This window comes from Acidicapsa borealis, from assembly GCF_059115245.1.
Map to the genome: position 1 here is coordinate 4,011,804 of NZ_JCACNY010000001.1, position 24,193 is coordinate 4,035,996.

Here is a 24,193-nt window from a genome sequence, read left to right on the forward strand (position 1 = left end):
TATCGAAGTAGATTCAGGGAATGATTTCGGAGCGCTCGGCCAGGCGCTGACCGGTGTTCGTCATGTATGCAAGAGTCGCAGATCTGTCAGCGCTGTCTTCGAGTAGCCGCAGACCCGCGCCAAGCAGGAGTGACTGGACCAGCAGAAGTGATTCCGAAGCTGGATCTTCATGAAAAAGATAAGCCCATTTGTCGGCGGCCTCTCCCAGACCCTTCAGTTCACTGAGTGAAGCTTCAAGTCCCTCTATAGCAATAAGAAAGGCTGATTCCAGAATGACCGCAATGCCTCCCGCCCAGCGTAGGTCGTCGGCTCGCAGAACACCGTACCCGGCATGAGCCAGCTCCGCTGAGGGCGCAGGATCAAGGTGACGAAGCCGAATGTTGGCCCCTGCTTGTACGGCTCCAAGGCCAAGCGCCAGGGCAAGCCCTTCCGTGTGCTGACCGGCCGCCTGAAAGATCACGACGATGTTTCGCACGTTGCCCCCTGAATCGTTTCTTTCGATATCGAATCATATTATAGCGAAGGAGTTGTACACCATGCCAACCAAACCGATCGTCGGGTTACACCATGTAACCGCTATCGCCAGCAACCCGCAACGCAACCTGGACTTCTATACAAGCGTGCTCGGACTGCGCTTCGTTAAGAAGACTGTAAACTTTGACGATCCAGGCACATACCACTTTTACTTTGGAGACGATGCCGGATCCCCTGGAACCATTTTGACATTCTTTCCCTGGCCACATGCCAACCGCGGCACTGCGGGGGCTGGCGAAGTGACGCACACGGCTTTTAGTATTCCGCCGGGCACCGTGGCGTATTGGCAACAGAGGCTGGCGACAGCGAACGTTCGTGTCGAAAGCAAGGACACACGCATGGGCGAGACGGTGCTGTCATTTCAGGATCCAGATGGAATGGGCATCGAATTGGTGGAACATGCGGAAGTGACAGAACTGAAGGCTCCGCGATTTTCCGATGTGCCTAAAGAGTATGCGATTCGCGGCTTCTTTGGCGTGACGATGCTTCAGCGGGACCGGAAAGGAACGGAGTCTGCACTGGCTCTGCTTGGCTTCCAACTCGTTGCGGAAGAGGGCAATCGTCTGCGCTTCTCGGCAGAAGGAGATGCCTTGGGCAATCATCTGGATATCGTTTTGGACCCTACGGCGAGTCGAGGTCGTCCCGGTGCGGGATCGGTACATCACATCGCTTTCCGCTCTGCGGATTATGAGGATCAGAAGCTGTGGCTTGCGAAGATCGGGCAATATCTGCACTCTTCGCCGGTGATGGAACGCGACTATTTCCGGTCGATCTATTTCCGCGAGCCAGGCGGCGTGCTCTTTGAGTTAGCTACGGATATTCCGGGCTTCGCGATCGATGAGCCTCTGGAGTCGTTGGGAGAGCAGCTATGTGTTCCGGATTGGATGGAGAAAAACATCGCTGTGATGACGAAGCACTTACCACCGGTCACGCTGCACAAAGCAAATGTCGAGGTACAGTCATGATGAATCCACATGGAAGCGGTTCAGTATTGCACGCCGGTGTCCCGTTACGCGAAGCAGAGCTCGCGGTTGTGCTTCTGCACGGGCGCGGAGCGTCAGCCGAAGACATCCTCGGGCTTAGCACTGCGTTCAATCTACCCGGCATTGCCTATCTCGCACCGCAGGCAGCAGGACATACATGGTACCCGCTTTCCTTCCTCTCACCCCGCCAAGCGAATGAGCCCTACTTGAGCTCGGCGCTGGCGAAGGTTGAGGATGTTGTGAATTCGATTGAGCAGGCCGGAGTCGAACGCAGCCGCATCGTCATCGCGGGCTTTTCTCAGGGAGCATGTCTGTCGACGGAGTTTGTCGCCAGCCACCCCGCGCGCTACGGCGGCCTGATCGCCTTTACGGGTGGATTGATCGGGCCTCCGGGCTCCCTTCAACTTACCGAAGCAGCCACTGGAGCAGAGTTATCCGGCACTCCTGCTCTGCTCAGCAGCGGCGATCCGGACCCGCATGTGCCCTGGCAGCGAGTGGAGGAATCTGCGAATGTGTTGCGTGCCATGGGCGCGTCGGTGACGACAAAGCGTTACCCGGGACGGCCGCACACCATCACGGCAGATGAGGTCGCCCTCGGCCGCACTCTGCTCGCCAAGGCGCTCGCACGCTGAAGTCATGCCATAGCCGTGCAGATCATTAATCCGACCAAATCTGACGTTGTTTCACAGCGTTGGTCACTTATTCATTTGGCAGACTTTGCTTGATGATGGAAGCTACCTCATCGACTGAAGTCTGCTGACTCAACTGCGTGATCTCTTCGTCCTCCGCAATGCCTTGTAAACCCATCCGCTTGGCCATCTGCTGCTGCATGTTGAGGCTCGCTGTGCTCTCCCGCTCGGCGAGCAGCAGCATCTGCAGCATGAGTTGATCGCGCTCCTCAGACCTTCGACTCATCCGTGACTGCCGCATCAAAATAAAGCTCGCTACGAGAATTGCCTCAAGTGAAAGAATGACATCGAGCAGTGGAAATGGAACCGGATCGAAATGCGGAAGCGGACCGATCTTCACGGTATTCCAAAGAACCCACAATGCGACAACGATGACATGAGCTGCGATGTATGCCAGACTCCCGATCAGGGAAGCCATGCGGTCACCCAGGCGTTCGCTTGTAGTCCTTTGGGCGAGAAACTCTTCTTCATGGCGAGCAATCAGGTCAATGTGCTCCTGGACATGTGCCTGTCTTCGTGCGGGGCTAGTGTTTTTCGCCATCGTTCGGGATTCCTTCCACCAATCTTACCTTTCATCATAGGACAGTTCCTTTTTGCCCGCCGCTCCATCTCGCACATTGCTGAGATCCATGTCGTCCGCGCAAATGTTGTAATTTTCCTATTGCTTGCCAATAGGTACCAGTGCAATACTCCTATTGCTTGGCCATAGAACAGCAGGCAAAAGGTGAAACATGGCAGAACGCGCGGATATCTGGCAGGGCACACTGGCATTGATGATTCTAAAGACAATCCAGGCATTGGGACCGCTGCATGGCTACGGCATTGCCCGGCGCATTGAGCAAACGAGCGGCGATCAGCTCAGCCTGAACTACGGAACGCTTTACCCTGCGCTCCTCAAACTCGAGCAGGAGGGCGCCATCGCCTCCGAATGGGGACTCTCCGATAACAATCGCAAGGCGAAGTTCTACAAGCTCACGCGCGCGGGACGCAAGCAATTGGAAAAGGAAGAACGTAACTGGCAGCAGACCACCGCAATCCTTGACCGGTTTCTCAATCCCGCGAAGGAGGAAGCATGAATCTTGGCCGACAACTACGAGCACTCATCCTGCGCCTCCGCGCAATTCCCGGCGATACCCTGCACGAACAATCTTTCTCAGAAGAGATTGAATCGCATTTGCAGATGCATATGGACGACAACATGCGGCTAGGCATGAGCCCTGCAGAGGCGCGCCGGCAGGCAATTCAAAAGCTGGGAGGCGTGGAAATGACACGACAGATCTATCGCGAACGAGCAACGCTACCATGGGTGAGCGATTTGTTGCAGGATCTGCAATTTGCATTCAGGCAGTTGCGACGAAGCCCAGGTTTTGCCGTGACAGCCACCATCATGCTCACGTTGGGCATCGCTGCAAGCGTGGCCATGTTTGCGTTTGTTGATGCCGCACTGCTAAAGCCCTTACCCTATCGCGACCCGACGCGACTCGCGTCTGTGACGGAACGTGTCAAGCTCATGGGCCGCGCCAACCTCTCCTACCCTGATTATCTCGATTGGAAGCGCATGAACACCGTGTTCAGCTCCTTCGATATCTACGGAGGTGGTGGAGGACTGATGAATACTCCGTCGGGAGCATTGCCGATATCAGGCGTCCGCGTGACCGACGGATTCTTTCAAACCCTGGGTGTCACACCAATGCTGGGCCGCGATTTCCGCAAGGGCGAAGACCTGCCGGGCACGGCGGCTATCACCATACTGAGCTATGACGCATGGCACAAGTGGTTCAATGCCAGACCCGATATCATTGGCCAAAAGGCGATCATCAATGGCATCCCTTACACCATAATTGGCGTAATGAAGGAAGACTTCGATTTTGCACCGCGCGGCGGAGTGGAATTCTTCATGCCATATCAAGCGAAGGGCGAATGCGATCTACGCCGCAGTTGCCACGGATTGGAGGGCGTTGCCAGGCTCAAAGATGGAGTGACCATGCAAGCTGCGCTGGCTGAAATGCAGTCAATCGCCGCGCAGCTTGAGAAGCAATATCCCGGCGACAATCGCGGTCAGGGCGCTGCCGTCGATCCCTTGTCGGAAATCATCGTAGGCGACGTGCGCCCCATCCTGCTCACTCTACTTGCCGGTGCGGGACTGCTCCTCATGATTGCGTGCGTCAATGTCGCAAGTCTGCTCCTGGTGCGTTCGGAAAGCCGCAGAAAAGAGATCGCCGTACGTGGAGCGCTGGGCGCTTCCCGCACGCGGTTGATGCGCCAGTTTCTCACAGAAGGTTTGTTGCTGGTTGGATTCAGTTCTGCTCTGGGCCTATCGCTTGCATATCTTGCCATGCGGGGCTTGACTGCATCGATCCCTGTTTTCATGATATCGCGGCTACCCTTCCTCAAAGGACTTCGACTCAATGCGCATGTTCTTCTGTTCTGTGCCATCATCGCTCTCGCTTCACTGATTCTTTTCGCGCTCACACCGCTGTTGCGTTTACCCTTGCGAGGAATGCGCGATGGCCTGGCCGACGGCAGCCGGGGAAGCGCAGGCACGCTATGGCGGAAATTTGGCGCGAATCTTGTCGTGCTGGAGCTTACAATCGCCGTCGTACTGCTCGTCGGCGCTGGCCTGCTTGGCAAGAGCTTCTACCAACTGCTACACGTCGATGTTCACTTCCAGCCCGATCATCTAGCGATGGTCGGCGTGGTGATTCCAAATATCCAATATCCGAAGGACGAGGACAATATTCGCGTACAGCGGCAGATCCTGGCACGCGTCGCCGCCTTGCCCGGAGTCGATTCCGTGGGCATGGCCAGTGTGCCTCCGGTCAGCTTCAATGGAAACACCGATTGGATCCGTTTCGTCGGCCGCCCGTATAACGGAGAGCACAATGAAGTGAATGATCGGGACGTCAGTTCCGGCTATCTGCCAATGCTAAAAGCGAAGCTGCTTCGCGGTCGCCTATTCACCGATGCGGAAGATGGAACAAAGCCGAAGGTGGCCATCATCAATCAGACACTGGCGAAAATGTACTTCCCGAATCAAGACCCAATCGGTCAGCACTTTGGGAACGGCGCACTTGACCCCAACAGCATCAAGGAGATCGTTGGCGTCGTGGATGATATCAAGGAGGGCCCATTGGACTCAGAGATATGGCCTGCGGTCTACTATCCCATCTACCAGAATGAAGATAATTACTTCGCTCTCATGGTCCGAACAAGACAATCGGAAGGGTCAATCCTGCCAGCCCTTGTGAGCACCGTTCATGGGATCGATCCGGACCTCGGCACCGTTGACCCAATTACGTTAGAAGATCGTATCTCGCAAGGGCCCACCGCCTATCTCCATCGCGCTTCTGCATGGCTGGTGAGCGGATTCGCAGTGCTCGCCCTACTGCTCGGTGTAGTCGGCCTCTATGGCGTAATTGCCTATTCAGTCAGCCAGCGTACGCGTGAGATTGGCGTGCGTATGGCGCTCGGTGCGCAACGAGGCTCAGTCCAGAGTCTCGTGATGCGCGAGGCTGGAAAGCTTGCTCTTCTGGGGATTGGCCTCGGCCTGGCATGTTCCGTAGGTGCAGCAACGCTGATGCGCAAGTTGCTCTTCGGCACTGCCGCGTGGGACGTTCCTACGCTCGCTTCCGTTGCCGCAGTGCTCGGAATCTCCGCACTCGTCGCGAGCTATATTCCAGCTCATCGCGCAGCTTCGGTCAATCCAATTGACGCTCTGCGCGCTGAATAGTTCGAGGTGATGTGGGCCTTTTCCGTAAGGGCCACATCACCTCTTCACTATTCACAGCGCAGAACAATCTGCGGATCTACGCGTGCCGCACGCCGCGCTGGAATCCAGCATGCCGTCAGAGCAATCGCCACAAGTAAGAGCGGCACAACGGCAAACGTTGCCGGATCATTCGAATGCACTCCGTAGAGAACACTGCCGAAGAGCCTCGCAAGCGCAAATGAGGCCGGCAGTCCGATTGCAGCCGCTATCACAGTGAGCACCATTCCCTGGCGGATGAAGAGCCTCTGAACGGCTGCTGCCTGCGCTCCAAGAGCCATACGGATGCCGATCTCACGCGTCCTGCGGCTGACGGAATAACTCATCACTCCATAAAGCCCAACTGCCGCCAGCACCAGGCCAATCGTACCGAAAGCTCCGAACAGAATGGCAGCAAGACGGGGAAAAAAGAATGCATCACGAAGGTGCTGCTGCATGGTCTCAACGTTATAAATCGCAATCGCTGGATCGAGAGCGCGGATCTGGTTGCGCGTCATCGTGACGATGTCCGCAGGACTGCCCGCGGAACGCACCATCACCGTATAACCCATGAAAGCAGGGTCTCCAGCCACAGCCTGATCGAGCGAGCGAAACAGGACCGCGCGCGGCTCCTCGCCAAGAGTACGCGACTTGATGTTTCCAACGACACCGATGATTTGATACGTCACATCCCCGTCAACGACGTTTTGACCGATCGGGTTTTCCCTGCCAAAGATCTTGTCCACAAAGAGTTGATTGACGATAGCGACCTTAGGACCAGTTGGCGACTCGTGACCGAAGTCGCGCCCTGCGATCCGAGGTATGCCCATCGCTTCAAAGTAGCCAGGAGTAGCCATGAACATATCGACGATGGGCTCTGGATCAGAGGGTTCGACCGCGCTGGATTTCGGCTTGATCTGTGCGCGGAAACCATCGCTTCGATTGCCTCCATTGAGCGGCACACTATCCGTGACAACGGCCGAGAGAACGCCCGGCTGCGCAGCAATGTTCTGCCGCAGTTGCGTGAGGAACTGCACAGTGCGCTCGGCGGTATAACCGTTCACGCGGGGGTCAACCTGAGCGCTCACGATGCCGTTTGTCCGGAAGCCAATGTCAATGTTGGCAGCCTCCTGCAGGCTCCTGAGGAAGAGGCCCGTGGCAGTCAGAAGCACGAGACACATCGCGATCTGGCCTACGATAAGCATGCTTCGCAGTGTCACCTTGCGGCCCGGCCGCGCGAGTACATCTTCTCCCTTGAGCGCGTTCGCTATCTTCGGATGAGAAGCCGCCCACGCCGGAATGAATCCGAAGACAAGGCCCGCTCCCACACTCAGTCCAAAGACATAAGCGATGACGCGCCAATCGATTTTCAGAGAAAGATTGATCGGAACGGGCGCGGGGAAATGGAACAGCGCGAACCCCTGCGTCGCCCAGAGAGAGATCAGCATCCCGAGCAGGCCGCCACAGAGAGCAAGGATTACGGACTCCAGAATCATCTGTCGAATGATGCGTGCACGCGTCGCCCCGAGCGCTAGCCTTACAGCAATCTCACGTTGGCGGCTCGCGGTACGCGACAGCACAAGGTTGGCCACATTAGCACAGGCGATGCAAAGAACGAGCAGCACAACGATCGAGAGCACACCGAGGAAAAGCAGGATCTGACTCCGCATACTCCTTGGCAATGAGCCGGCAAGGTCGGACACGAAGCCATTGCCCTTGTCCGTAGCCGGATAGGCTTGTGCGAGACGCTTCGCGAGTGCATCCAGTTCAGCGTCTGCCTGGACCTGATTCACTCCGGGCTTAAGACGCGCGACCACCCGCAACCAGTGCATATCGCGAGAAGTAACATGATCGAGATTCGGAGCGAGAGACGTTGCATTTCCGAGCGGAACCCAGAATTCTGAATCGAGAATAAGATCCAGCCCTCGAAACTCCGCAGGCGCGATACCTACCACAGTGTAAGGACGCCCTGAGACTGTGATGGCCTTACCCACAACGGCAGGGTCGCCGGCAAAGCGCCGCTGCCACAGGCGATAGCCGAGAACAATGCTCTGCTGATTCTCCTCTTCGCGAAGAAAGCCTCTCCCCGCCGCCATCGGAATCTGCAAAACGCTGAAGAAGTTCGCCGACGTCGCTTGTCCCCAAACGCGCTCCGGTTCACCATGACCACCAATCGAAGCCGGTATAAGCTCGTCATAGGCAGACACTCCACTGAAAGACTTCGTCTGATCGCGCACATCTTCAAAGACCGGCTGCGGAAAGTTGTTGCAGCACCGGTCTCCATCATGCAGTGTCTGCAGCGCCAGCAGCGTGGAAGGATCGCCGACCGGCGCAGGCTTCAGGACGAACCGGCTCACCATCGAAAAGATAGTGGCGTTGGCCGCAATCCCAAGCGCGATTGAGACAATCACTGCGATGGCAAATCCAGGCGCACGCGTGAGGCGCCGAACAGTATAGGCAAGGTCCTGCTGGAAAATGGACATAGAGCACTCCCTGATGATGGGATGTACGGCCTCTATAACTTAATTGTTCCCTGATATACCAACGAGTTCAACAATATGTGTGGAGCAAGAACAATCCTGCGATCAATCAGCCTTGGAGTCGGAACGCGCGGGGTTGGTGATGGGCAACTGCATGCAAGCCCTGCATCCCTGACCGTCCGTCCGGTTGGCTAATTGCACAGATCCGGAGTGCGCCATCGCGATCTGCTGCGCCAGCACAAGACCGATGCCTGTTCCACCCGGTTTCGTGGTGTAGAAGGGAACAAAGAGATTGTCAGAGTTCGTCAGACCAAGGCCATTATCAACAATGTTGATAAGAACCTCGCTCTGCCCAACCTCCCATGTAACCTCCACACACGGAGCCTGCCCGACGGACTTTCGCGCCTCCGGACTCAGCGATGCCTCCGCAGCATTACGAACGAGGTTGATCAACGCCTGCGCCAGCTGGTCGGGATCTGCGAGTATCAACACGTCCTCAGTCGTGCCTATCGCAACCGGAAGCCGCGTCTCCAGCTTCGCAACACCCTTCACCACAGATGCGAGGGAAACAGATCGCAGCTTGGGCGCAGGCAATCCCATCAGTTCGCGGTAAGCCTGAAGAAAGCGATTCAGAGACTCAGCGCGATCTTCAATTACCTCAAGCCCGCGTGCAAAGTCCTCACTCTCTTCGGAAGAATCCGCAGAAGATACAAGCCGCCCACGAAGACTGCCGGCAATCGATTTGATTGGAGTCAGTGAGTTATTGATCTCATGGCCCAGCACGCGAATGAGTCGCTCCCATGCCAGACGCTCCTCTTCCCGCAGCGCCTCGCTCACATCGGACAAGACAAAGAGAGTATGCGGCACGCCGCGCAGACGAAAGCTCGTTCGCTTGACCACCCATCGTGCCGATTGCTGCGAGTTACTGAGCGAAAGCAGATCGTTATCTTCAGCCCGCAACAGTCGGTCAAGGTCAAACTTGCTCTGATTGGTTGTACCCGCCGGACGCTGAGAGGCAGGAGCCGAATGTAGGCTGAAAGCCCGCTCCGCCGCAGCATTGAGCAGCTTCAACCGGCCCTCAGGATCGAAGGCAAGCACAGGCGACTGCATGGACTTCATCACCCGCTCGACCAGCGCCATTGCTTCCATCGCGCCGACGCGCTGCACCTGCAGCATGCTGGCAAGAGCGTTGATCTCAAGGGCCAGATCTCCCAGCGCATCGTTACGCCTTCCGCCCCGCGCACGAAACGAATAATCATCCTCACGCAACGCTGCGACCACATTAGCCAGCGTTTGCAGCGGCCGCAAAATCTGCTCCACCATCAGCGAGACCAGAAAGAGCCACGTCAGAACGAGCGCAGGCAGCGCAATCCACTGGATCGATGCATCCACATTCCGCACATGCATCACGTAAGCAACGAGAAGAAACGTTGGCAAACCGAGGAGATAAAGCGACAGTCGAAGCCAGAGTTCGAAGCTAAGCCGCTGCCGTGTCCTGCCCAAAGGCAGACGCTTGACCTTGGTCGCTCTAGTGAGCCGCTCCTCTTGTTCGCTAGAGACCATACTTTTCAATGCGCCGGTAAAGCGCTCCACGACTCAGGCCAAGCGCATCCGCAGCCTGGCTCACATTGCCGCCCACGCGCGACAGAGCCTTGCGGATCAGTATGGCCTCCACAGCTTCCAGGCTCAGATCATCCATCGTAGGAGCTGCTGCCGATCGCTGTGCATGTAGCGCAAGGTCGGCAGCATCAATGCGCTCTCCGCGCGCCATCAACACAGCGCGCTCAATGGTGTGATCAAGCTCACGCACATTACCCGGCCACGCATATTGCAACATCACCTGCAGAGCCGCAGGCTCCAGCCCCTGAATCTGCCGGCGATAGCGAGTCGCATGCCGCGCGAGAAAATGCCCAGCCAGTGCAGGAATATCTTCACGGCGCTCTCGCAGCGGCGGCAGGCAAATCTCAACCGTGTTCAATCGAAACAGAAGATCCTCGCGAAATCGCCCTTCCGCACAATCCTGCCGCAGATTGGCATTCGTCGCAGAAAGGATGCGAACATCCACCTGCTGTGTGCGCGAAGAACCGACACGCTCCAACTCACCCGTCTCCAGCACGCGAAGAATCTTGGCCTGCTGGCGAATAGGAATGTTCGCAATCTCATCGAGAAAAAGTGTGCCCCCACTAGCAAGCTCAAAGCGTCCGATGCGATCTGTACGCGCATCGGTAAATGCGCCTTTCACATGGCCAAACAGCTCGCTCTCGAACGTGCCATCCGGCAGTGCGCCAGTGTTTACCGCGACCAGCGTGCGTTGAGCGCGGCCCGACAGACGATGCAGCATCTGCGCCACAACCTCTTTGCCTGTCCCATGCTCGCCGGTGATGAGAACATTCGCATCCGATGGACCAACGCGCGACATCGTCTCAAGCACCAGGCGCATCGAAGGAGCAGAGGCAATAAAGTCGGGGGCACCGGGCGCACGCAGGATACGATTCTCCGCCTCTAGCCATTGCGTGCGGCGTTGGCTGCGATGCAGTTCCATTTGCGTGCGAAGGATGCTGAGCAGCCGCGGATTTTCCCATGGCTTCTGAATAAAATCACTGGCTCCGCGGCGCATCGCTTCCACAGCAAGATCGATGTTGCCCCACGCCGTCATCACCACAACCGGTAATTGCGGATCGGCTTCTTTGATACGCCCTACCAGCTCCATCCCTTCCTTGCCGGAAGTGGTGTCGCGCGTGTAATTCAGATCAATCAGGACCCCATCAAAGGTATCGTGTGCCAGCGCCTCCAACACGAGCGCAGGAGTGCGTACCATCTCCAGGTGATAGCCCTCAGGCTTAAGCAACAGCCGAAGAGCCTCGAGGATCTGCGGCTGGTCATCGGCAACAAGCAGCCTGTACGGCCGCTCGCTCGCCGAAGTCGTCTTAGGATTCGTCGTCATACCTTTTGCCAGTGTGTCAGCAAGCAGCGCCTACTGTCCACCCGGACCAGCCGGCGTCGTCGCCTGGGTCACATTTCCCGTTGCATCCCCTTTGTGGTTCAATTCCACGGAGATCCCATAGTTTTCCAGGATGGAACCGGTAGCACGCATCAGCTCGATCCGCGCTTTGGCGTAGTCAGTCTGTGCCGTCACCAGAGCATTCTCTGCAACTGCCAGATCGTGCTCCGCGGACAACGTCTGCTGATTCGATCCAGCGCCAAGCTTCTGCTCCTTCTGATAAATATCCAGAGTCTTCGATGCCAGATCGCGCGCTTCACGAGCAGCGTCTACGCGGCTCGTCTGCTGCTCGAGAGCAAAGCGTGCATTCCTTACTTCGATGCGAACGCTCTTCTTCTGCTCTTCGAGATAAAGCTGCGACTGTCGGAACTCAAGCTCGGTGCGGTACTGATCCGCCTTCGCAATGCGATTGCGAATCGGAATGCCAAGCTGAATACCGACCTGATATTCCGGGGAAGAATAGTTGAAGGCATTTCCCACCGCTCCACCCAATCCATTCGATGGCGTAGTGTTCCCAGTTCCCGAGCCGTCAAGCGGATTCAGAGGACCCGAGTACCCGGTTCCGGCAAGAAATCCATACAGATTGAGCGAAGGTAGCAAGGCATTGCGCTCTGACTTGCGACTCAACTCACTGTTCTTGAGCTGCAAGGTCGATTCCTGAACTTCAGGCCGGTTCTTCAAAGCCTCATCAATGAGTTCCTGCACAGTCTCAGTCGGTGCATCCGTATTACCCGCGATATGGTCGAGGGGCACCACGGCCATCTCTTCCAGAATCGGATCCTCAAGACTGCGCGTGATCGCATTCTTCATGTATAGCTCCTGCAGCTCCAGATTGGTCCGGGCCACAGTCAGTTCCTGCTTGCGCGTCGCGAGTTCGCCCTGAGCTTTCAATACATCCATCTCTGGAATCGCCTGAAGTTCAACCTGCTTCCTGCTCTTCTCCAGAGTCTGGTTCGCAAAGTCGACGGAACGCTGATTCACCTGCGCCGTATCGTACGCCGCAACCAGATTCCAGTACAGATTGCTGATCTGCGTAACAGTCGCGATCACCTGCGCCTTGAACGCGATGTCTGTCACTTTCTTATTGGTCCTGGCAATGTGAAGATAGCGAAGATTGGGGCCAAAACCAAAGCCCGCAAGCAGCGGCTGCTGCGCATAGATTTGCGCATTCGAGAAGAATTGCGGATTGAAGCTGTTATTCGGACTGTTCGTCGTCTCGCGATTGTTGTTCCAGGTCGCCTGAATACTGCCGCCCGTTGCAAAGGCCTCGGAGAAAGAGAAATTGGCCTGTATCGTATTCAAATGAATCACCGGAACGCCATAAACAATCTTGTTCGGCAAGAGCTGCGACGTGTGATCCACATATGAGGTGAATTGAAAATAAGGGTCGTAGTTACTGACGGAAGTGCCGCCGCCGATCGTGTTCTGAACAAGGCCGCCAGCACCCGCACCAGCACCACCTGCGCCGCTTGTCGTACCACCCGAACCGGCGCCCGAACCGCTGCCGCCCACCGACGAACTTGCTCCGCCCGGCGTTCCCGACACCACACCGGTATTCACGCCGCGCACCGAACCGCCCGCAGACGTACGCAATACGTCCATCTGCGCGATTGGCAGGTTGTAACGTGCAATTACCATATCCAGGTTATCCTGCAGAGCCAGATCAATCGCGTCACGCAGCGTCAGGTACAGCTTGCCGTCGCGGATAAACGACGATAGTCGCGCCGAGTTCGCCAGATCCACCGGAGGAACGCTCTTGCCTCGATACCAATCCAGAGGATTGTGCGACGTCTTCAAGAACAAGTTGAATGGGATACGTCCCGACGGTGCACTCGGCGATGGAGCGTTCTCGGTCCGTGGCGCGGGCGCATCAGGCGCCTGATTCTGCGCGCTCTGCGCCATCGCTGCGAACGGCCCCTGCAGGACAAGACTTACACTGCACAATGCTGCTAATACACGCGCCGCAGTGGTGCGGCCCGTCATTTCATTCCCAATGAGCTTCATGCTTGCACCCCGGCGGCGGCTACATCCGGAAGTCCAGCAGTATCCGAATAAAGCCATCCATCGCGCAGCTCGATCACGCGCGATCCATACTTGGCGTTCTCCTCGGAATGCGTCACCTGCACGATCGTCGTTCCCTCGTCATTCAGCCTCTTGAACAGCTCCATAATCTCCTTTGCCTGACCGGAATGCAGATTGCCCGTAGGCTCATCGGCAAGCAGCAGGCTCGGCTTATGAATGACCGCGCGAGCGATGCCTACAAGCTGCTGCTGTCCACCCGAGAGCTGACTCGGGAACAGATCTTTTTTGCCTACGATGTTGAATTTATCGAGAGTGTCAGCCACCAGCGCCTGACGCTCCTGGCGTGGAATGTCCTTGTAAGACAGAGGCAGATCGATATTTTCAGCCACGCTCAGATCGTCCAGCAGATGATAGCTCTGGAAGACCATACCGATGCGCCTGCGCGCGAGTTCAGCCCGCTGCTTGCGATTCATACGATGCACGGCTTCATCTTCGAAGAAGAACTCGCCGTGCCACTGATCATCCAGCATGGCGAGTACATTCAACAACGAAGACTTCCCTGCCCCGGACGGCCCCATCACGGTAACAAACTCACCTTGACGGATCGTGAGGTTCACATGGCGCAACACCCATGTCTCTGTGTGGCCGGTCTTGTAACTGCGCTCGATTTTGTTCAATTCAATCATGACTGTGTCTAACTCCAAACTCTCTGCTACTCAGACCTGAGTGCCTTCATGGGATCAATGGATGCGGCGCGGCGCGCCGGGATAGCTGCAGCAAGCACGACCATCACAGCGCTCACCAGCACGCACCCGATCAGGGTCAATGGATCGCCCGGCTGTACACCGTACAACTGAGTCGTCAACAATCGCGAAAGCGCAAATGCCGCGGGCAGCGCAACTGCTACACCAATAATCGCAGTCAATGCCATCTCGCGCATCACCAGCAGCACAACGCTAATCCGTTGCGCCCCAAGCGCCATGCGCACACCGATTTCGCGAGTACGCTGGGCCGTGGCGAACGCAAGTACTCCATACAGTCCCACCGCAGTCATCAACAGCGCAAGCCCGGAGAAGCTCATGGCCAAGGTGGCAAGCGTCCGCTCGCTGGACACACTGCGATCCAACTGCTCATCCATCGTGATCAGATTGTCGGCCACCAGCTTGGGATCAAGCCGCCGAATCCGATCGCGAATCGCGGCCTCAACAAACTTGGGGTCCTGTGAAGTCAGCGCATACATGCGCAAACCGCCGGGATGCTCCTCCTGCAGATAAGGCCGATACACCGTTCCTTTGGGCTCAGCGCGCATGGAGCGATGTCGCACATCACCTACCACGCCGACGATCGTCGTATTCAGCACAATCTTGTTCCCCGCTCCCTCCGCAATACGCCGCCCGATCGCATTCTGCGGCGAGCCATAAAAACGCTTGGCAAAAGCGAGATTAACGACTGCAACCTTGGGGCTGTCCTTCACATCACCCTGGCCAAATTCACGACCCACAAGCAGCGGCTGCCGCAGCGTCGCGAAGAAAGAAGAAGTAATGAACGGAACCTCAAAGTCCATATTTTCATCTTCTGTAGCGGTATGTCCCTCAACCGTGAAGTTCGAGTTGCTCGAGTTGCCCGCAATCTCCGCATCGGTTGTTCCTCCAGCGAGCTGTACGCCAGGAATAGCTCGCACCGCCTCAAGCACACTCGTCTCAACCTGCGGCGTCCGGTCGTCTCCATAGCCGGCAAGCGTTGGATCGACATCGAAACTCACGACATGCGCAGGCTGAAAGCCAACACTCTGTCCGCGCAAGTTGCTCAGCGTCCGCAGGAAGAGACCCGCGCCACCCAGCAGAAGAACCGTGAGCGCAATCTGCAAGCCAACAGCCACTTTACGGAAACGCTGCGAGCCCTTGGATGCCGTCCCAGTGTTTTGTCGCAGCGTCTCAGCCAATCGCGGCCGCAGGAACTGCAATGCAGGAACGATGCTGAAAGCAATCGTTACGGCAACCGACAACAGCAGGGTGAAACCAAGGATACGCGCGTCGACACTGGCCGAGTACGGCGCATCGGCCACCTCATCGGAATTGCTGATCATGCGGACCAGCGCGCTGGCAATGACCGGCGAAAGCGCCACTCCGGCTACAGCTCCGCACAACCCAAGAACTCCGCCCTCGACAAGTAGTTGCACGATAATCCGCGAACGCGCCGCACCCAACGCATAGCGCATGGATATCTCGCGCACACGCCCCGCAGCGCGCAGCAATAGCAGCGTTGCCACGTTGACCGCGCACATCGCGGCGAGCACAGCAACCATGCCCATCAGTACCAGGAGAGGCGTCTTCAACTCACTGCGCTCGGGCATGAATCCGGTCGAATCTTCGACCACAGACAGATGCGAGTGATTGAGAAACTTGTCCTTGAACCGTGCTGACATGGAACCGTAGCTCGTCAACTCTTCCGCGCGCAGCGAGTACCACAGTGGTCCCATCGCCGACTCAGCCTGCTGGCGAGTCACTCCCGGCTTCAACCGCGCCACCAGCGTGATCCAGGTCGAATGATGATTGGTCAGATCCTCGATCGGCGCTCTCCACGGCATCGCAATATCGCTCATCGTCAGCGGCAGAAAGACAACAGGCTTATAACCATCAATAGCGCTGTTGAAGCCCTGTGGAGCTACACCCGTAATGGTGAACTCATGCCCGTTGATGAGAACCGTCTTGCCGGCGATATCCGGCTGTGCGTTGAAGCGGGACTTCCAATAGTCGTAGCTAAGCACAGCGACAGGATTGGCATTCCTGGCCGTCTCATCGTTCGCTGAAAACAGGCGGCCAACAGTCGGCCGCAGGCCCAGCAGCTCGAAGTAATTTCCGGACACAACCTCAGCGTCCTTGTTCTCTGCCTGGTCATGCCAGGAGATGCCAAGGCTGCATCGGTCCGCTGCCAGGATGCCCGTAAACACAGAGTTCTTCTCGCGCAAATCCTTGTACATCGGGTAGGAGAAGTAGTTGTGCGTATTCCCGGATTCGCCGCCAAAGCTGCTCATTGAACCACTAAAGGCTCCGGTCCACTCGAAGCGTACAAGCTCCTTGGGATTCTGCACCGGCAACATGCGCAGCAATACCTGATCGAAGATTGTGAAGATCGCCGAATTCGCGCCAATTCCAAGCGCCAGCGTGACAATGACGGTGGCAGCAAAGCCCGGCGCGCGTAACAACTGCCGCACTGCGTAACGAAAATCCTGAAGAAATGTATGCATGATTGAATCCCTTATCTCCGATAGAGTTACTATTCGGTGCGAAGTGCCTGCATTGGTTCAAGGCGAGCAGCCCGCCGCGCCGGAAGCAGCGCCGCAAAGGTCGCAACCATAACCATCGCGGCAACTGCGATCGCAAAACTCATTGGGTCAAATGGCGACATCTGATACAGCATCGACTTCAGCGGTCGGATCGAGATATAGGTCAGCGGCAGTCCGACGATGAGTCCTGTCAGCAGGATCCAAAGGCTCTCACGCATTACCATCGCAAGAATCTGCCCACGCCTCGCCCCTAAAGCCATACGTACGCCAATTTCAGTAGTCCGGCGGCTCACGCGGAACGAATGCGTCCCGTACAACCCCGTAGCCACCAGTACCGCAGCCAACACGCCGAAGAATCCGCCCATGGCCGCGAACATACGCTGTTGCTGATAGGACTCCTCGAACTGCGCCTGCTGTGTCATTGGCTTTTCGAGCGGCACGTTCGGGTACGCCTGTGCCACGATCCTTCGCAGCACCGGCAACATGGCGCTGGCATCGCCCCGGGTGCGCACTTCCATATGCATCGTGCCGATTTCCGGTGCCTGCATATTGGCGAAGTAGGCCATAGGCTGGCTGGCCTCACTGACGCTTGAGTACTTGCTGTCAGCGACGACACCGATGATGGAGAATGCAGGATTGCCGCCGAGCATGTGGCCGATGGGACTGCGATTAGGATAGAACCGCTTCGCCAGGGTCTGATTCACCACAGCAACTTTCTGCGAAGTCTGCGTATCGCTGTCGAGGAAGTCTCGGCCTTCCAGGATCGGAATGCCCATGGTATGAAAGAAGTCCGAACCCACGTCATTCGAGCGCAGTTGTACATCGCGCTGCTCCACCCCGTCCAAAGTGAGGCTGTTGTTATTGCTCCATCCAGAGCCCGGACGATTGCTTGCCATCGACACCAACTTCACCGAAGGCGTAGCGCGCAGGCGATCAATCAGCGTGCGGTAGAACACATGCCCATCCGTCTTGCCCTGAGGTGTGACGCCAAAGACCAGCAGCCCATCGGTGTCAATGCCCAGGTTCTGCTTGGCGTAGTTGCCGAGCGTTCGCAGCAGGAGGCCGCCAGCCATCAGCAACACCAGGCAAATCGCCAACTGGACAGCAAGCACAATGCGCCCACTCAGCACGCGGCCTCGGTTCGCCGTAGTGTTTGCAGCTGTCGAACGTAGCACCCCGGCAACAGGAGCGCTGAGCGCGGTCCACAGTGGCACCAATCCAAAGATCAGCGCTGCAGCAGCAGAGATCAGCAGCGTAAACAGCAGTACCGTTCCATCCGGACTCAATCCGGTCTCGATACCGGACCAAGCGGTGAGCGCGCGCGTAGCCGAGAGAGCAAAGAGCCATCCCAGTCCAGCACCGGCCGTGACCAGCATAAGACTTTCGCACAGGAGTTGACGGAAGATGCTCATCTTGCGCGCACCGAGAGCCAACCGCAGACTGAATTCGCGTTGCCGCACAGCGTTACGCGCCTGCACCATCATCGCAACGTTCGTGCACGCGATCAGCAGCACCAGCGCCACCAGACCCATCAATATCTGCACGGGCTCGCGATACTCCTCGTTGTATCCGGCGATACCGCGCGCCGGAACAAAATCAAGCAAAGGCTGCCATGCCTTTGTGTCGTACTTGCCATTGACCTTGACTACCAATTCATTGAACGGACCTGCGAGAGCCTGCGACGCCTGCAGCGGTGTCACTCCAGGCTTAAGCCTAGCCATCATCCGGAGAGCCCACCAGTTCGGGGAGTCGTACAACTTCGCAAATGTGCTACCCCAGGCATTTAGTTCCGCACTTGTCTGCAAGGGTATCCAGAAGTCCGTCGATGTCGCCGGCTCAATCCCCTTGAAGCCGCGGCCAGCAATGCCAACCACTGTCAGTGGCACGCCCTTCACATACAGAGTCTGGCCAAGGATGTTCGGCTCACCTGCAAAGCGCCGCATCCAGTAGTCGTAGCTCAATACGACAATCGGTGCATGGCTCTTCTCATCGTCAAGCGTGAAGCCGCGGCCAGCCGCGATGTGCGCCCCAATCCCTGAGAAGAAGTTGCCGCTAACTTCTTCGCCTTCGCTCTCTTCAGGCACCTCGCCGTAGCGAACAGCCACGCTTCCCGTGAAACTCAACGGCACGTACGCAACCAGATCCTCAAAGACATCCTTATGCTGACGCAGCATTTCAAAAGTAGACTCAGTGAATGAGGTCGAGGAGTCGCCGGTATTACTGCCGCCCGGCGCCTGCCCTAATCCGTTGGCCATACGCACATAGGTCAGCCCCTCGGGGCGGCTCACAGGAAGCATTTGCATGAGCACAGCATTCATCACACTAAACACAGCCGTATTCGCGCCTATGCCGAGCGCAAGCGTGAGCACCACAACGATCGTGAATCCCCATGACTTCCGCAACTGCCGCCATGCGTAACGAATATCCTGCATCAGTGTCTGCATTCTCTTATCCTTTTCTTACTCTGATCGCAACGCATCCATTGGTTCTACTGCAGCCGCTCGACGCGCAGGCAGCCAACTCGCCAGCAGTGTCGCACCAAGAATTGCAAAGGCTGACGTCAACGCAGCTTGCGTCGCGCTTACAGCTACGCTCGAAGAGCCCGATACGAGCTCAACACCAGCATCTGCCAGCAAACGGGTTACCGCCGGATGAAGGAGCCAGTTGGCGAAGATTCCTGATACCACACCTAGTGATGCAACTGTGATCCCATGCAATAGGAATGTGCGAAGAATGCTCGTCCGATTCGCTCCGAGCGCCATACGCACGCCAATCTCCCGTGTCCGCTGCGATACCTGATAGCTCAATAATCCGAAAAGACCGATGACCGTAAGCACCACCGCAAAGCCCGAGAATGCACTGGCCAACAGAGAGAAGAAACGAGGCTCTTCCACTGTGTGATCGATGACTGATTGCATCGTGGTCAACCTGGCAATCGGGATTTCGGAGTCGGCCTGTTCCACGGCCTGCCGCGCCATCGAGGCTACATCGAGATGGGCAGCCGTCTTAATGACAAAGCTTGTCGAGAACCAGCCATTGACCATGCTTGTGAATTCATCGCTCATCTGGGCAAAGGACCCGTAGATCACTACACCCTGACTCTCCTGCAGAGAGTGCTGCTGCACATCGGCAACAACGCCCACGACACGCCAGTCGCGATCATCCCCCATGCGAATCGATTCGCCAATCGGCGAGCGGCCCGGCCACCACTTCTTCGCCGCCGTCGCGCCCACCAGGACCACAAGATCGCTCCCTGCGCGGTCGCTCTCCAAGACACCGCGCCCGTTGAGAAGAGCGATGCCCATGGTCTTGAAGTAATCCGGAGATATCGCACGAAACTCGACGCTGCGCGCGAGTTCTTTCCGTCCCGTAGGATACCCGCCGATATTCAATCCACGATCAAGCGGAAGCCCATTGATCGCCGCCGCATGTTCGACTCCCGGTTGACTGCGCAGCTGCTCCACAACCTTCTCTACAAACTGCGAAGTGGGTTGAGTCGTCGCATAGCGCTGCCCCTTCAGCGCTACTTGAAAAACGCTCAACTGCTTCGCCTCAACTCCTGAAGGCAGCGAACGCAACTTCACGAACGTCCCCAGCAAAGACGATGCCGTCGAAACTAACACCATCGCCAGAGCTACCTGCGTCACCATCAGGAAACGCGACAAGCGGGCATGCGAAAGCGAATCTCCAACGGATGGACCACCCAGTCGCATCTCGCGCGTCTTCCGCCGCAGGATCGCCCACGCAGGTAGTACCGAAAATATCCCACTCGCTGTGAGTGCAATCAGCAGCACGGCGCCCGCCATCGATAAAAGGTTGCGATCCGCGCCCAGCACCGGGATACCCAGCGGGGAAGAGTGCAACAGGATCTGCACAGAGGTGGCCGCCACAACCAGCGCGAGCGCCGATCCAGCCAATGCAAGCACCAGTCCCTCACACACGATCAAGCGGAGAAGTTGTCCACCCGTGGCGCCCAGAGCCGTACGTAGCGCCATCTCCCGCGAGCGCCGCATTGCACGCGCTGTCATCAATCCGGCGAGGTTCAGGCAGGCCACCAGCAGCACGGCGACCACTGCACCCAGCAGCGTAAGCAGGCTGCGGCGCACATCGCTTACCATCACATCCTGCAGCTTCCACGCGCGAAACTGATGCAGCTCATGCGCAGGGGTCGCCCAACGCTTATACCCAGGAAAGCGCTGATAGAACGGTTGCTCCAGCGCGCTCAACTCCTGCTGCGCCTGTGCCATCGTGACACCAGGCTTCAGGCGGCCAACCATCTCATAGTTGTCGCCATCATAGCCGGGATCATTCGGACTTAGCTGCAAGGGCTGCCACAAATCCGGCGTACCGAGCACACCGGGCGCAGTCTGCGCCGTCACCGCAAAGTTCGCAGGCATCACGCCAACTACCGTGTACGGCTCTTCATTCACCCGGATAGTCTTACCTACAATCGACGCATCGCGATTGAACAAACGCGCCCACAGACCATCACTCATCACGACAGCCTTGCCGCCTCCGGGACGATCCTCATCCGCAAGAAACCCACGCCCCTGTGCGGGTGTAACTGCAAACGTACGAAAGTATCCTTCGGAGACCTGCAGCGCCGTCACCTGGACAGCATGCCCTCCGTTGACCGAAAGATTCACAGATGGGCCCGAATCGTTCATCACCGCAAAGGAGGAGAAGCTGGTGGTGTTCTCGCGAAGAAAATCAGCTGCAGCACCCGTCTGCTCTGCGTTCGGCTTCTCCTCAGCAAAGGTAAAGGCGACTCCAACCATGCGATCCGCATCGACATAAGGAAGCGGCTGCAACAGCACAGATGAGACCACGCTATACATCGCCGCAGTCGCGCCAACTCCAAGCGCAAGCGTGAGCACAGCAGTGATCGTGAAGCCCGGCGACTTGCGCAACTGGCGCAGCGCATAACGAAGATCATTCCAGAGTGTCAGCATCCAAATCTCCTCTCTACTCCGCGCGAAGCGCCTGCATCGGTTCAATCGAAGCCGCATGACGCGCTGGTATCCATGCCGCTGCGAATGCAGCTGCAGCCAATACCAATGCCACCGTAATGAAGGTCAACGCGTCATGCGCTTTCACTCCGTAGATGTAGCTGCGCGCCATCGATACAGCAAACCACGCAGCCACCGTGCCGCATACAAGCCCAGCGCAAACTAATGACAGCGCGCGCCGGAGTACGAGCCCGAGAATATTCGTTTTCTGCGCACCCAGCGCAATGCGCAATCCGATTTCGCGAGTCCGTTGAGCAACAGCAAAGGAGAGCAATCCATACAAGCCGACCGACGCAATCAACAGCGCCAGTCCAGCAAATCCTTCCAGTAGATACGAAATCAAAGTCTGGCTGCCGAACGAGTCCTCGACCGCTTCATGAATCGTCTTCACATCCGTAGTCGTCGCATCCGGAGCCACCTCATGCAGCGCCTTGTCAAACTGCGCTCGCAGCGCGTCCGCAGGCACGTTTCCACGAATTGCGACTTCAACAAACGCCGTAGCAATGTTGTAAAGCGGAGCGCCAGGCGCCATCTGCGCCAGGCAGAAATACATCTCCGGCTCAGTGTCCTTCGTCACGCTCATCTGCTTCACATTGCCGATCACTCCCACGATGCGCGCCGATTCAAAGCGCCCTTTGCCCATCCCCACAACGTGACCGAGAGCATCCTGTCCGGGAAGATACTTGTTCACAAAAGCCTGGTTGACAACCACAACCACGGGCGCGGTTGCAGAATCGTCCTCTGTAAAGAACCGCCCGCGCACCATCGGGATCCCCATCGCTTCGACCAGCCCCGCGGAAGAGAGCCTGCCCTGCGCCTGCTGATTCTCACCTTTAGGAGCTTTCTTGTGATCGAGATCAAATCCAAACGTCACCATGAACTCCGATCGCATCGGCAGCACCGAACTCAACGCAGCAGTCCTCACGCCCGGAATCGCTCTCAGCTTTTCCAGCAGCGGCAGGTAAGCAGTCTGAACTATGTTCGGCTGCACCGCCAGCGCCTTCACTTCTTCCGCATCGCGCGTGGGGTTGAGGATCACTCCGCCCGTCAGCACGTTCTGCTCGGCGAATCCAAGAGGTACGCTCCGTAATGCCTGAATCGTGCGAAGGAACAGTCCCGCGCCTACGAGGAAGACAAGCGTCAAAGCCAGCTGGGTGACTACGAGGATCTCGCGCGTACGGTTGTGGCTGGCGGATGAGGTCGTGTTCACTCCATGCAGTCCGTCCTGCACATCGCGGCGTGAAGCCCGCAGCGCCGGAAAAAGCCCAACCAGCAGAGCCGTGACCACGGTCAGCACGACCAGCGCGGCGATCACGCGCCATTCCACATGCACCGCGCTCGTCAGCGGCAAGCTGCGCTGTATCTGTCTCCACAGCAGCTTGATCGTTATCTGACCAGCCAGCAGTCCAACGAGGCTGCCTATCGCGCTCAATAGCAGGCTTTCAACCACCGCCTGCTGCAGCAGTCGTGAACGGCTGGCGCCCAGCGCAGCACGTACTGCCTGCTCGCGAGTTCGGGAGACGGCCCGCGCCAGCATCAGGCTCGTGACATTCAAACAAGCCAGAGCCCAGATGCCCGCCACCACCGCGTACAAAAGACCCAGCGGCTTGCGAGCATCGTCCGTCAACTGTTTCTGATATCCCGACACTTCCACCGTCGCCGGAGGACCGCCTTCCGGCAACTCCTTCGCAATCACAGCCTGCGTTCGATTGATGCTGGCCGTCAGTTGCGCCACGCTCATGCCCTCGGGCATACGCGCATACACATTGCCCCAGCCCTGGTGATCGCCACCCAGCGACGTCCTTTGCACCGCATCGAGAGAAGCCGGGGACCAGATCTGCATCCTGTCGTCAAAGGGAAACCAGAAACCCTTCGGCATCACGCCCACAATCGTGTAAGGCTTGCCTTTGATCGTCAGCACCTTGCCAATCGCATTTCGGTCGCCTGCATAAAGCTGACGCCAGACCTCTTCCGACAGCACCACCACATTTCCGCGCCCCGGCTCATTCTCGTCCGCCCGGAAACCACGGCCGAGCATTGGCTGTACCCCAAGCACATCGAACATTCCCGAGGTAATATCTTCCTTCCCCACCTGGACACGCCCGCCCGGCCCCACCACACTCGCCGTCGACTGATCCAGAGACATGCCCATCGCAACGGTCGAGCCCAGCGCATCGTTGAGCTGCTTCATGTTCGCGTAGTTGAGCGACATGCGAAAGCCATCTTTAACAGGACCATCGACCGCAACAATTCGCTCTGGATGCCCATACGGCAACGGCCTCAGCAGAATGCCCTCAATCAGCGTAAACACAGCGATATTCGCACCTAAACCCAGCGCCAGTACCGTCACAGCTGTGACGGCAAAGCCCGGCGACTTACGCAGTTGCCGTGCCGCGTAGCGAATGTCCTGGATGAGATTGCTCAGGCTGTTCATCATCAGCTCC

15 protein-coding genes are annotated in these 24,193 nt (G+C 57.4%); 4 read left to right on the plus strand and 11 right to left on the minus strand.

Going from position 1 to position 24,193, the window contains the following annotated elements; genetic code table 11:
* Positions 1–13: 13 nt before the first annotated feature.
* On the minus strand, positions 14–475 hold the full coding sequence (locus AC5S27_RS16475) for a hypothetical protein (RefSeq protein ID WP_493935654.1): 462 nt from the start codon (positions 473–475) through the stop codon (positions 14–16).
* Positions 476–536: 61 nt separating this feature from the next.
* On the opposite strand from AC5S27_RS16475, the gene AC5S27_RS16480 reads away from it, so the two are divergent.
* Positions 537–1,499, plus strand: coding sequence for a ring-cleaving dioxygenase (locus tag AC5S27_RS16480; RefSeq protein WP_493935655.1), 963 nt, complete (start codon positions 537–539; stop codon positions 1,497–1,499).
* The gene (locus AC5S27_RS16485; RefSeq protein ID WP_493935656.1) at positions 1,496–2,149 is read left to right on the plus strand and encodes an alpha/beta hydrolase; all 654 of its coding nucleotides are present in this window, start codon (positions 1,496–1,498) and stop codon (positions 2,147–2,149) included. Before AC5S27_RS16480 ends, AC5S27_RS16485 begins: the two co-directional genes overlap by 4 nt.
* Positions 2,150–2,216: 67 nt before the next feature.
* Here AC5S27_RS16485 and AC5S27_RS16490 read toward each other — a convergent pair whose 3' ends face one another.
* The gene (locus AC5S27_RS16490) at positions 2,217–2,747 is read right to left on the minus strand and encodes a DUF1003 domain-containing protein (protein WP_493935657.1); all 531 of its coding nucleotides are present in this window, start codon (positions 2,745–2,747) and stop codon (positions 2,217–2,219) included.
* Between the two features lie 190 nt (positions 2,748–2,937).
* Here AC5S27_RS16490 and AC5S27_RS16495 point away from each other — a divergent pair, with 190 nt between their 5' ends.
* Together AC5S27_RS16495 and AC5S27_RS16500 are read left to right on the plus strand one after the other, a co-directional pair.
* Positions 2,938–3,282, plus strand: a complete 345-nt coding sequence (locus tag AC5S27_RS16495; protein WP_493935658.1) for a PadR family transcriptional regulator — start codon at positions 2,938–2,940, stop codon at positions 3,280–3,282.
* On the plus strand, positions 3,279–5,936 hold the full coding sequence (locus AC5S27_RS16500; protein WP_493935659.1) for an ABC transporter permease: 2,658 nt from the start codon (positions 3,279–3,281) through the stop codon (positions 5,934–5,936). The genes AC5S27_RS16495 and AC5S27_RS16500 overlap by 4 nt, the downstream gene beginning before the upstream one ends.
* A gap of 47 nt (positions 5,937–5,983) precedes the next feature.
* On the opposite strand, the gene AC5S27_RS16505 is transcribed toward AC5S27_RS16500, so the two are convergent.
* The 9 genes from AC5S27_RS16505 to AC5S27_RS16545 form a co-directional block, all read right to left on the minus strand.
* Positions 5,984–8,434 carry an ABC transporter permease gene (locus AC5S27_RS16505; RefSeq protein ID WP_493935660.1) on the minus strand — a complete coding sequence of 817 codons (2,451 nt, stop codon included), beginning with the start codon at positions 8,432–8,434 and terminating at the stop codon, positions 5,984–5,986.
* Between the two features lie 102 nt (positions 8,435–8,536).
* Positions 8,537–9,994 (minus strand): sensor histidine kinase, encoded by a 1,458-nt coding sequence (locus AC5S27_RS16510; protein WP_493935661.1) that lies wholly within the window; start codon positions 9,992–9,994, stop codon positions 8,537–8,539.
* Complete coding sequence (locus tag AC5S27_RS16515; protein WP_493935662.1) at positions 9,984–11,375, minus strand: sigma-54-dependent transcriptional regulator; 1,392 nt, start codon at positions 11,373–11,375, stop codon at positions 9,984–9,986. The genes AC5S27_RS16510 and AC5S27_RS16515 overlap by 11 nt, the downstream gene beginning before the upstream one ends.
* A gap of 30 nt (positions 11,376–11,405) precedes the next feature.
* Positions 11,406–13,436 (minus strand): TolC family protein, encoded by a 2,031-nt coding sequence (locus AC5S27_RS16520; RefSeq protein WP_493935663.1) that lies wholly within the window; start codon positions 13,434–13,436, stop codon positions 11,406–11,408.
* Positions 13,433–14,140, minus strand: a complete 708-nt coding sequence (locus AC5S27_RS16525; protein ID WP_493935664.1) for an ABC transporter ATP-binding protein — start codon at positions 14,138–14,140, stop codon at positions 13,433–13,435. The genes AC5S27_RS16520 and AC5S27_RS16525 overlap by 4 nt, the downstream gene beginning before the upstream one ends.
* Before the next feature lie 26 nt (positions 14,141–14,166).
* On the minus strand, positions 14,167–16,701 hold the full coding sequence (locus AC5S27_RS16530) for an ABC transporter permease (RefSeq protein WP_493935665.1): 2,535 nt from the start codon (positions 16,699–16,701) through the stop codon (positions 14,167–14,169).
* Positions 16,702–16,730: 29 nt separating this feature from the next.
* Positions 16,731–19,184 (minus strand): ABC transporter permease, encoded by a 2,454-nt coding sequence (locus AC5S27_RS16535; protein WP_493935666.1) that lies wholly within the window; start codon positions 19,182–19,184, stop codon positions 16,731–16,733.
* Between the two features lie 15 nt (positions 19,185–19,199).
* On the minus strand, positions 19,200–21,692 hold the full coding sequence (locus AC5S27_RS16540) for an ABC transporter permease (protein WP_493935667.1): 2,493 nt from the start codon (positions 21,690–21,692) through the stop codon (positions 19,200–19,202).
* Positions 21,693–21,705: 13 nt separating this feature from the next.
* Entirely contained in the window at positions 21,706–24,186 is a 2,481-nt protein-coding gene (locus AC5S27_RS16545; RefSeq protein ID WP_493935668.1) for an ABC transporter permease, read from the minus strand.
* Positions 24,187–24,193: the final 7 nt, after the last annotated feature.